The following is a 9,896-nucleotide window of genomic DNA, read 5'->3' as shown; positions in this document are numbered from 1 at the left end:
GCAGACATAGCCCAGGGCATCCCTGACACGTCCCGGTTACGACCAGGGGACATGCTGCTGTTTGCCGGTACGGATGCCAGTAGGCCAAAGCGGATCGGTCACGTGGAGATGTACTGTGGAGATGGTATTATCTGCGGACATGGCAGCGGCAGACCGTCCTACAAAGACTTGGTGGCCTACTGCAAGAGCCGGTATAACTCCTGGGCATCTGGGGGCTGGCGTAAGGGTCTGGTGGCTGTGAAGCGATACATACAGGATGATGCAGTGACGGAGCCGGAGGAACCTAAATTATCAGGATGGAGACAGAACGAGGACGGAACCAAGAGTTTCTACCTGGGCAACACAGGAGATTGTGTGCGCAACAGCTGGTACTTGGATACAGACGGCAAGTGGTACTGGTTTGACGGCGCCGGTCGCATGGTGATCAACACCTGGTATCAGTACAAGGGTGATTGGTATTACCTGGGTGCGGACGGCGCAATGGTCAAGGGGCTGCAGGCCAGCGGTGATAAGTGGTATTATCTGGACCAGGACGGCAAGTTGTCCATGGATCCGGTGGTATTGGCGCCCGATCAGGACGGTGCGCTGCGGTGGCCGGGGTTGGGAGAATAATAAAAAAGACAGCGGGGATTATTCCTCGCTGTTGTAATGCGTTGCTATATCTTCGATGTCGCAATCCAGTATGTCACACAGGGTATCAATGGTATTCATGTTTACCCCTTGGTTATTTCTTAATCTGTGCAGCAATGATTTACTGATATTATACTCTTTCACCAGCATATACTGGGTGATCCCTTTATCTTTCATGGTCTTCCACAGCTTGTCATATTTAATCATTTCATCACCCTTGACCTTTATAATCCAATTATAGATGTAGGATTAATATAACCAAAGGTTCTGTTTTTAGACCCCAATGTATGGTATTATTAAAATAAAACAGAATAGACAAGAAAGGATGGGCGATATGGAGAAGCTGAATGAATCTGATGAAGAACTGTTGAAAGAGTATGAATGGGCCAGGGATCACGTCCCGGATGACGTCATTCCCAGGCCGGATCCGAACGAATTTGAGGAAATCTGGAGGAGGATCCAGGAGGAACGAAGTCGTCCTTGACATTTTGGAAAAATTGGGGTATTATCATACCATAAGGTATCAGCAGATGGGGTTGATACTGGTCACCGCTCTCCAATCTGAGAGGTGTGGATTGAAATATTAGGTTATTCGTTTTTATTAAAAAAATATCGCCAACTCATATTGAGAAGGCGATATTTTTTTATAATAAATCTTTCCTGCGATACAGAATGTATTCGCGGGTGTACCCCAGCTTTTCCATTGCTGATATTACTGCTTTTACCGCCTCATCTCGCGAGCCAAAATTATAATAATCTGTTTCGTAATCGTTAGACGGGAGGCTTGCCATCCAGCCCTCACCATTAAATACCCCATACTGTCTTGTCTCATTGTCAAACTTAGCATCTCTAGCAACAGCTTTTGCGCCAGCCAAAGTTTTGCACCACGGACACTTGTCAATGATAGGGTCATCTCCATATGTTGCCAAACATACTCTATAACCGCCCTCTGATTTAAAAATATCATATTTTTCCACAATATTATCCTCCAAATCTCCTGAGTAAGTATTTGTTACAAAAAATCATCAACATCGCAGTCAAGGGCTTTTGCCAGAGCCAGAGCATTGCGCAGGGTCATGTTGCCAAGATCCCCTTCTCCAGACTCAAACTTCTGAATCTGGCGGATATTCATTTTGGCGGCATCCGCTACCTGCCGTTGGGTCATCTCCGCCAAAGAGCGTTGATATAACAGCTTGTTTATTTTGTTGTTGTGGCAATCCAGGCCGCGGCTGGAGGCAGAGCAGGCCCCGCATAGTCCATCCGTTCTTATGCAATCAGGATATCTTCTCAATTTTTTACACCTCCTATTTGATAATATATAATACTTCTGCGTCTTTTAAAATTACCTCTCCTGCATCAAGACCATATTCAAAACGGTTACTTGCAAGTAGGGCTATGTGGGAACCAAAATATCCACGACCATTGAGTGTAGCAGCAGCTTCTGGAGAGTTTAAATTAATGGCACATATTCCATCAAGTTCATCTTCTGTTTCCTCTCCATCAACCCAGACTTTTGAGTTGTGGTCAACAGTTCCGAGTTCAAAGTCCTGCTCTTGAATGCGGATACCATATTTTTCGTAAGAATCCCAATCACTATTGTTCTCAATCATTTCCTTTAATTCGGCCACTGTCATTGTTTTAATCCCCTTTCCTTATCTTTAGTATACGCCAATATTGGCGTAAAGTCAAGAAGAATTTGATAAGATATTGAAAAAGTGCTATCCTATAACCAGAGGAGAGATGATCATGTTTAAGACTGGAGACACATGTTATTTTCTGGAGAGCAGCCACCGGGTAGTGGAAGGCACGATCCGATCCTGCGCTGGTGGAAACTATATTGTTAAATACGGGCAGGGAAAGGGCATTAGGCTGTCGGGGAGCAGGCTGTATAAGACCCTGGAGGACGCAGAAGCTGCCATGCCAAGAAAGACAGAAGCGCGGAGGAGAACTCCGTATGATTATATGTAATGGGCGGAGCCGAATGAACGGTTCCGCCGGTTTTATTTTATGTATGCTTTCCAGGTTTTTTAACCCTTCTTACGCGCTTGGCCGCATCTTGATGACATGTATCGCCGCAGTCTTTCACGATCCCTATCACCAGAGCTTCCTCCTTTACATAACAATACCCGCCGCACTCGCAGGTGCATTTCCAGATCCTCCCGTAGCGTTTGTTCTTCCAGAACCATTTTGTTTCCAGTTGTCCAAAGAATAGATTTGGTTCGACATCCATTGTAAAAATCCCCCTTTTTTCTTTGATTATAGCGCTGGTTGTTTGTTTCCAGTGCTGGTACTTATTTCCAAAATAAGGCGGGGGATGGATGTGGTTGAGGCTACCTACTATTATATAGGAAAGAAATGGTTTACAAGTTTAGAAACTCTATACACATGGTAAGAGCCTGCTTGCCGCAGGCATGGCAGCTTTTAAATGGTTTATCCAGATTATAGGCGATCCTGGGCAGGTAGCCGGAGTCCTCTAACAGGGTGAACAGGGGGAAGAAGATCGCCATGGGGGGCAGCATTACGGATACCACCCATGCCAGTACCCGGAACACTCCAAGGATCAGCAGGCCGTGGAGCCACTGGGGAGCGCCCATGGCCATAAATGCTTCTGTCAAAAGGTCCTGGACCCTAAACAGCGCATCGGCCAGCATCTGAGACGGATAATTGGCTCCGGTGATGGTCAGCCAGAACACCACAGCCAGCATTCCGATCATCACAGGATATCCTGTAAAGCGGCTGGTGAGTACATGGTCTAACTTCCTGTCCCCTTCGTTGTAGCCGTTTTTGTTAAAATGAACCGTATCCCGGCATACCTTTTCCGCAGAGGCCACCAATGCAGCTACCACGCGGTCCTTGAGGATTTCCCTTGTAACACCGTATTTGGCCAGATGACCGTTAGCCTGCTCCAGGGCCTGGGCCACCTGGGGCTTCTCAAGTATATTCTCTCCCAGGTATTCCTTCAGCTCCTTCATAAGGGAGGGATCGCTGTCCAAAAGCTTTAAGGTCAGCCATCTGGAATTCAGCTTTCCTCCCACCTGTGCCCTTACTGCCGGCTCCGCCATGGAGATGGCTTGCTCTATGATGGGGGAATATTGGATCTGAAAATGGCCGGATCCGCCGGTGTTGATGATGGGGACCGCCATGGAGGATTCCATGGACTGGGCGCTTGGGTCATCCTCAGATTTCCCCGCCGGATCCTTGGGCAGGGGATCGTCCGCCGGATCGTCCGCCGGGGAATCCATAAAATCTTCCATCAGGTCATCCACCAAATCCTCCATCGGATCATCCTCCGGGTCAGCGATTGGATCATTTATCGGATGATCTGCCGGATCAGAGATCGGATCATCCGGCAGATTATCCGCCTGGTCCGCTGCCGGTTGCCCTACCAGTTCATCCAGTTTTGCCAGAAAACGTTCCAGGCTCTTTTTCTTTCTGGCAACCGTGCCCACCACAGGCACGCCCAGTTTTTCGGAGAGCAGATCCAGGTCAATGGTAATGTTCTTGCGTGCGGCTTCATCCAGCAGGTTTACGCATACAAGGACCCGGTCCGATATTTCCATGGTCTGGAGGACCAGGTTCAGATTCCGTTCCAGGCAGGTTGCATCGCAGACCACCACTACACCATCGCTTTTTCCAAAGCAGATAAAATTGCGGGCCACTTCCTCCTCGGCCGAATGGGCCATGAGGGAATAGGTTCCGGGAATATCCACCAGGACATACCCGTTTTTTCCGGTTTTGCAGTATCCCTGGGCATTGGTTACGGTTTTGCCCGGCCAGTTTCCCGTGTGCTGGTTCATGCCGGTCAGGTTGTTGAACAGGGTGCTCTTTCCAACATTTGGATTACCCGCTATGGCAATGACTTTATCTTCAGGTGTCTGTTTTTTGATCTCCAAACCGGAATCGACAGCGCCCATTCCGACAGATTGTTTGGTCAGCCCCATTTTAATACTCCTTTAAATTTTTTTAGATGATTATTCATAAATCAGGATATTCCTGCAATCCTCAGAACGTATGGCAATGACGGCGCCCCGGATCAGGTAGGCGCAGGGATCTCCAAGAGGGCTCTTTCCCAGGCACTCCACCTCTGTGTCCTCTACCAGACCAATATCCAAAAGCCTTCTGCGGATGCTCCCATTGGCGGTAAGCTCCTTGATGCGCGCCCTCTGACCGGGCTTTATATCATTCAGACAATGAAATTCTTTCATAATTACAATACCTCGCAATAAATTAGGATAAGGAAACATTTTCTTACTCATAGTGTATTGCAGGAGGTGGACTTTGGTTACAAACAAGGATATAAATCATGAAAATAATGGATTCGATCTGGGAAATGAAGGGTTCTATACATTGAAGGGATACGAACGGTCCAGTGGGGACCAGCTGACCTCCTCCATGGAGGATTATCTGGAAATGATCTGCCGCATGGAGGAAGAGGGACTCCCCATCCGGGTGAGCCTGCTGGCTCAAAGCCTCCATGTGCGCCCTTCCTCCGCCTCCAAGATGCTGGATAACCTGAGAACAGGGGGATATATTGATTTTAGGAAATACGGAAGCATCATGGTTACGGATAAGGGGCATGAGGCAGGGCGCTATCTGCTTCACCGCCACCGGGTGCTCCATGATTTTTTCTGTGCTCTGAACCACACAGACTGCGAATTGGAACAGGTGGAGAAAATTGAACATTTCATTAACCGGAAAACGGTGGAAAACATGGAACGGATCATTACATTTCTCAGAGAAATGCCTTAGAATGCAATTTTCAAACACGCTCTGGAATTATACAGAGAAATATTGTATAATGGGGAGTATGCAAAATGATAAAAGGAGAGACCATATGAGTGAAGACAATTATGTGGAGTGGCTGGTAAAGAGAAAAGATCCGGGCTACGCTGTTCCTGTAAAGATCCTGATGATCGTGCTCTGTATTTTTTCTGTGCTGACAGCGCTGCAGACAGTTCTGGGTGTAATCATCATGCTGGCAGTGGGAGCTGCCACCTATTTTGTATTTCTTAACATGAGCGTGGAGTATGAATACCTTTTTGCTGAGGGAGGTCTGTCCGTGGACCGCATTATGGGAAGGGCCAGAAGGAAAAGGGTGTTTGATTGTGACAAGGAGGATGTTCAGATTGTGGCTCCGGCAGATTCCTTTGTGCTCAAGGATTATGAGAGACAGGGAGCCAAGATAAAGGATTTTTCCTCGGGCCGCAGGGACGCCAAGGTCTATGCCATGATGTACCAGAAGGGCGCTGAGAACTATAAGGTTCTGTTTGAGCCCAATGAGAAGATGATCGGGGCCATGCGCAGGGCATATCCGCGCAAAGTGGTGGTATAAACCATATGATATGTGACAGATTAAAAGAAGGACGGTATCCATACTGAGGAATCAGTACCGATACCGCCCTTTTCCATTCCGGGGTGATCCGGATTTTGCACGTATGCAGGCTGTAATTATTGCGGGTTAAAACTCCTTTTTCCCGTAGATGAACAGGCAGATAAAATAGGAGATGATAAACAGGGCCACGGACAGGATAAGAGCCCCCAGGCCGAATGCGATCAGATGGTCTGCCCGCAGCCCTATGTGGCTTCCCCTTCTAACCATGATGACGGCTGTAAAAAAGATGAGGGCGAACAGCACACTGGGGATGTAGCGGGCCTTTTCCACGCCCAGCCACATGGACAGGGGCAGGGAAAGGGCAGTGTAGAACAGGGAAATGCCCGCGCCCACAGCCAGGGTGGCGGCTATGGAAGGAATAAAATCCGGTTCCATTCCTCCTGTGCGGATCAGCCAGGCAGTTGCGACCACAAACGTGGAGACAACCGCGGACATGACAAGGAGCAACAGGGACATGATATATTTTTCCTGAACCATATTTGCCCTGGTCAGGGGCATACTTAAGGCGTAGGTATCCCACCGGGCCTGCTTATCATAGGAGGCCAGAGTGAAGATATGCATGGCGCTTACCATCATGCACAGTGATATGAGTATCAGTCCCCCGTCATCCCTGGGAAGGAAGACCAGCCCCCATATGAGCAAAATAAACATCAGGCTTTTGCCATTCTGTTTCAGACAATATAAATCTTTTATCAGCAGTCCCATCATTGTTTTTGCCCCCTTATATAAAATAACATGATCTCTTCGATGTTGGCCCGGTCAATGATCAGATCCGGGTAAAGCTCACTGACTTCCTGTCTGCTGCGGACCAGACATTCTGCCTGATAGGCATTGTGCCGGACCCCTACGATATCCAGGCCTTTAAGCTCATTAAGGTCCCCGGCCCCGCACTTGATGATGCCCATGTCATCCATAAGAAAATCCTTTTCTTCTGAAAACAGGATCTCACCATCGTGGATCATGGTAATGTAGTCGGCTACCTTATCCAGGTCGCTGGTGATATGGGAGGAGATCAGGATGGAATGCTCCCCGTCCTCGATGAATCCAAAGAAGATATCCAGGATCTCATCCCGGATAATGGGGTCCAGGCCGCTGGTAGCCTCATCCAGGATAAGAAGCTTGGGATGATGGCTCAGTGCGGCTGCAATGGATAGTTTCATCATCATTCCCTTGGAATATTCCTTGATCTTCTTTTTCTCCGGAAGGGAAAATGTCTTTAAATAATCTAAGAACAGGTTCTGGTCCCAGCTGCCATAGACCCGTTTCATTATGTTGGATACCTGGATGGCATTGAGAAATTCGTGAAAATGGCTCTCACCCAGGATGACTCCGATCTGCTCCCTGATCTCTTTTCCACTGGTATCCAGATCCTTCCCAAGGATCTCAATGGTTCCGCTGTCACGCCGGACAAGGTCCAGCATGGCCTTGATCGTGGTTGACTTTCCGGCGCCGTTTTCACCGATCAGACCCATGATGGAGCCTTTGGGCAGGGAAAGGTTCACATCTTTCAGGGAAAAGTCTTTGTATGTTTTGGAAAGACCTCTGATATTGATCGCATTCTCCATGGACGTCTCCTCACTCTCCATTATAAATAAGCTCCAGCACTTCCACCAGTTCCTTTAACGGAATACCGCTTTTCTTGGCCAGTTCCGCGGCTTTGGCAAGATACTCCTCGGCAATCCGCAGATTTCCTTCCCGGATGACCTCCGTATCCTTGGCCGCCACAAAACTGCCCTTGCCTGTTATTGTTTCAATAAAGCCTTCCTGCTCCAGATCGTTGTATGCCCGCTTGGTGGTGATCACGCTGATCCGCAGCTCCTTTGCAAGGGCCCGCATACTTGGAAGGGGATCACCTGCACTGAGCTGGCCGCTGATGATCATGTTCTTGATCTGGGATGTTATCTGCTCGTAGATGGGCTTTCCGCTGGAGTTACTGATAATGATATTCACTGCTTTGCCTCCGTGCCATTAACTGGCCATCTGTGCCTAATGTTTTTATTGTATATACTCTATATATACAATATACTATGTATAGACAGATCTGTCAAGAGGGAAGATAAGTCTCTTTCCATCAGGAAGCCAATCGTAAAACAGGGGAAATAATATTAGAAAGGCTGATTGAGGCCTATAAGTAAAATGAATGAATGATTCCATTTGATTTGATTTGACAAGCATGATAAAATTTGCTAGTATTAGATACTAATAAGAAAGAGACAGTTCAAGCACTATCTTACAGATACCCTCAGTGACAGTAACGCGGCAGAACCGCAAATCTGTGGTGCAAAACCGTGTGTTCCCTTGTCCACTGAGGATAAGTTTCTTGCAAAACAAATTCAATTCAAACACGCAGAAAGAGAGGAACTTTAAAATGGGTACAATAATCGGCGAAGGCATAACCTTTGATGATGTACTTCTGGTACCATCCTATTCAGAAGTGATTCCCAACCAGGTAGACCTGACAACAAACCTGACCAAGAAGATTAAATTAAACATTCCGTTAATGAGCGCCGGCATGGATACGGTTACAGAGCACCGCATGGCGATTGCCATGGCCAGACAGGGCGGTATCGGTGTGATCCATAAGAATATGTCCATAGATGATCAGGCGGAGGAAGTGGACCGCGTAAAGCGTTCGGAGAACGGCGTTATCACAGACCCATTTTACCTTTCACCCGAGCACACATTAAAGGATGCCAATGATCTGATGGCAAAGTTCCGTATTTCCGGCGTACCGATCACAGAGGGTAAGAAGCTGGTTGGTATCATTACCAACCGTGACCTGAAGTTTGAGGAGGATTTTGACCGCCCCATCAGGGAGTGCATGACCACCAGAAACCTGGTCACTGCAAAGGAAGGCGTTACCCTGAAGGAGGCCAAGGCGATCCTGGCCAAGGCAAGGGTGGAGAAACTTCCCATTGTGGATGATGATTTTAACTTAAAAGGGCTTATTACAATTAAAGATATTGAGAAGCAGATCAAGTACCCGCTGTCCGCAAAGGACGAACAGGGGCGTCTTCTGTGCGGCGCTGCCGTGGGTATCACAGCCAATGTACTGGAGAGGGTAGAGGCATTGGTAAAGGCAAAAGTGGACGTGATCGTGCTGGATTCCGCACATGGTCATTCCGCTAATGTGATCCGCTGCGTAAAGATGATCAAGGACGCATTTGCGGACCTGCAGATCGTGGCAGGCAATGTGGCTACCGCAGAGGCCACCAAAGATCTGATCGAGGCAGGCGCTGACTGTGTGAAGGTTGGGATCGGACCCGGCTCCATCTGTACCACCCGTGTGGTCGCAGGCATTGGCGTGCCCCAGGTTACAGCTGTTATGAACTGCTATAAGGTGGCGAAGGAATACGGCGTGCCCATTATCGCAGACGGAGGGATCAAGTACTCCGGCGATGTGACAAAGGCAATTGCGGCAGGCGGAAGCGTGTGTATGATGGGAAGCATCTTTGCAGGATGCGATGAGAGCCCGGGAACATTTGAACTGTATCAGGGACGTAAGTATAAGGTATACCGCGGCATGGGTTCCATCGCAGCCATGGAGAACGGAAGCAAGGACCGTTACTTCCAGTCAGATGCCAAGAAACTGGTGCCTGAGGGCGTGGAAGGCCGTGTGGCGTACAAGGGATTGGTGGAGGACACCGTATTCCAGCTTCTGGGCGGACTTCGCTCCGGCATGGGATACTGCGGCGCATCCGATATCCCCACCCTTCAGGAAACAGCCAGATTTGTGAAGATCTCCGCTGCCTCTTTGAAGGAAAGCCATCCCCATGATATTCATATTACAAAAGAGGCTCCAAACTATTCAATTGAAGAATAACCTTGAATGGTATATAATGATACCCGGCGGGACGTGTTTGTTCCGGCGGGT

The 9,896-nt window shown here is 48.3% G+C and carries 16 protein-coding genes; 6 read left to right on the top strand and 10 right to left on the bottom strand.

What is annotated here, in order from left to right:
- The coding region (locus tag ABID13_RS17925) for an NlpC/P60 family protein (protein WP_354021103.1) at positions 1-612 on the top strand (612 nt) is incomplete at its 5' end.
- A gap of 18 nt (positions 613-630) precedes the next feature.
- Here ABID13_RS17925 and ABID13_RS17920 read toward each other — a convergent pair.
- Positions 631-837, bottom strand: coding sequence for a helix-turn-helix domain-containing protein (locus ABID13_RS17920; RefSeq protein ID WP_048930996.1), 207 nt, complete (start codon positions 835-837; stop codon positions 631-633).
- Positions 838-964: 127 nt separating this feature from the next.
- Here ABID13_RS17920 and ABID13_RS17915 point away from each other — a divergent pair, with 127 nt between their 5' ends.
- Positions 965-1,114, top strand: coding sequence for a hypothetical protein (locus ABID13_RS17915; protein ID WP_197092214.1), 150 nt, complete (start codon positions 965-967; stop codon positions 1,112-1,114).
- A gap of 160 nt (positions 1,115-1,274) precedes the next feature.
- On the opposite strand, the gene ABID13_RS17910 is transcribed toward ABID13_RS17915, so the two are convergent.
- Genes ABID13_RS17910 through ABID13_RS17900 form a run of 3 tightly spaced genes read right to left on the bottom strand, consistent with a single transcriptional unit; the run spans position 1,275 to position 2,264 of the window.
- A complete protein-coding gene (locus ABID13_RS17910) occupies positions 1,275-1,607 on the bottom strand; it encodes a hypothetical protein (protein WP_048930995.1) in 333 nt (110 codons plus the stop codon).
- A gap of 35 nt (positions 1,608-1,642) precedes the next feature.
- Complete coding sequence (locus ABID13_RS17905; RefSeq protein WP_048930994.1) at positions 1,643-1,921, bottom strand: helix-turn-helix domain-containing protein; 279 nt, start codon at positions 1,919-1,921, stop codon at positions 1,643-1,645.
- 13 nt (positions 1,922-1,934) lie between these two features.
- Complete coding sequence (locus ABID13_RS17900; RefSeq protein WP_048930993.1) at positions 1,935-2,264, bottom strand: hypothetical protein; 330 nt, start codon at positions 2,262-2,264, stop codon at positions 1,935-1,937.
- A gap of 112 nt (positions 2,265-2,376) precedes the next feature.
- Between ABID13_RS17900 and ABID13_RS17895 the strand changes: the two genes are divergently transcribed.
- Positions 2,377-2,598 (top strand): hypothetical protein, encoded by a 222-nt coding sequence (locus tag ABID13_RS17895; protein WP_048930992.1) that lies wholly within the window; start codon positions 2,377-2,379, stop codon positions 2,596-2,598.
- Positions 2,599-2,635: 37 nt separating this feature from the next.
- Here ABID13_RS17895 and ABID13_RS17890 read toward each other — a convergent pair whose 3' ends face one another.
- From ABID13_RS17890 to ABID13_RS17880, 3 genes are all read right to left on the bottom strand, one after another.
- Positions 2,636-2,860, bottom strand: a complete 225-nt coding sequence (locus tag ABID13_RS17890; protein ID WP_048930991.1) for a hypothetical protein — start codon at positions 2,858-2,860, stop codon at positions 2,636-2,638.
- 130 nt (positions 2,861-2,990) lie between these two features.
- The gene (locus ABID13_RS17885) at positions 2,991-4,571 is read right to left on the bottom strand and encodes a FeoB small GTPase domain-containing protein (RefSeq protein ID WP_082173994.1); all 1,581 of its coding nucleotides are present in this window, start codon (positions 4,569-4,571) and stop codon (positions 2,991-2,993) included.
- Between the two features lie 30 nt (positions 4,572-4,601).
- On the bottom strand, positions 4,602-4,835 hold the full coding sequence (locus ABID13_RS17880) for a FeoA family protein (RefSeq protein ID WP_007866928.1): 234 nt from the start codon (positions 4,833-4,835) through the stop codon (positions 4,602-4,604).
- A 187-nt stretch (positions 4,836-5,022) separates the two neighbouring features.
- Here ABID13_RS17880 and ABID13_RS17875 point away from each other — a divergent pair, with 187 nt between their 5' ends.
- The gene (locus ABID13_RS17875; RefSeq protein ID WP_082082489.1) at positions 5,023-5,379 is read left to right on the top strand and encodes a metal-dependent transcriptional regulator; all 357 of its coding nucleotides are present in this window, start codon (positions 5,023-5,025) and stop codon (positions 5,377-5,379) included.
- Between the two features lie 85 nt (positions 5,380-5,464).
- A complete protein-coding gene (locus tag ABID13_RS17870) occupies positions 5,465-5,962 on the top strand; it encodes a DUF6106 family protein (protein WP_007866924.1) in 498 nt (165 codons plus the stop codon).
- Between the two features lie 126 nt (positions 5,963-6,088).
- Here the strand turns inward: ABID13_RS17870 and ABID13_RS17865 are convergent, their stop codons facing one another.
- Genes ABID13_RS17865 through ABID13_RS17855 form a run of 3 tightly spaced genes read right to left on the bottom strand, consistent with a single transcriptional unit; the run spans position 6,089 to position 7,972 of the window.
- The gene (locus ABID13_RS17865; RefSeq protein ID WP_048930990.1) at positions 6,089-6,730 is read right to left on the bottom strand and encodes an ABC-2 transporter permease; all 642 of its coding nucleotides are present in this window, start codon (positions 6,728-6,730) and stop codon (positions 6,089-6,091) included.
- Entirely contained in the window at positions 6,727-7,587 is an 861-nt protein-coding gene (locus ABID13_RS17860; protein WP_007866922.1) for an ABC transporter ATP-binding protein, read from the bottom strand. The genes ABID13_RS17865 and ABID13_RS17860 overlap by 4 nt, the downstream gene beginning before the upstream one ends.
- A gap of 10 nt (positions 7,588-7,597) precedes the next feature.
- Complete coding sequence (locus ABID13_RS17855) at positions 7,598-7,972, bottom strand: GntR family transcriptional regulator (RefSeq protein ID WP_007866921.1); 375 nt, start codon at positions 7,970-7,972, stop codon at positions 7,598-7,600.
- Between the two features lie 418 nt (positions 7,973-8,390).
- Between ABID13_RS17855 and guaB the strand changes: the two genes are divergently transcribed.
- Positions 8,391-9,845 (top strand): IMP dehydrogenase, encoded by a 1,455-nt coding sequence (guaB, locus tag ABID13_RS17850; RefSeq protein WP_007866920.1) that lies wholly within the window; start codon positions 8,391-8,393, stop codon positions 9,843-9,845.
- Positions 9,846-9,896: the final 51 nt, after the last annotated feature.

Origin of the sequence: Enterocloster citroniae (genome assembly GCF_040545455.1) — a bacterium.
Lineage (GTDB): Bacteria > Bacillota > Clostridia > Lachnospirales > Lachnospiraceae > Enterocloster > Enterocloster citroniae.
The sequence above is the reverse complement of the archived record's forward strand: the minus strand, read 5'-3'. Positions and strand labels throughout refer to the sequence as shown.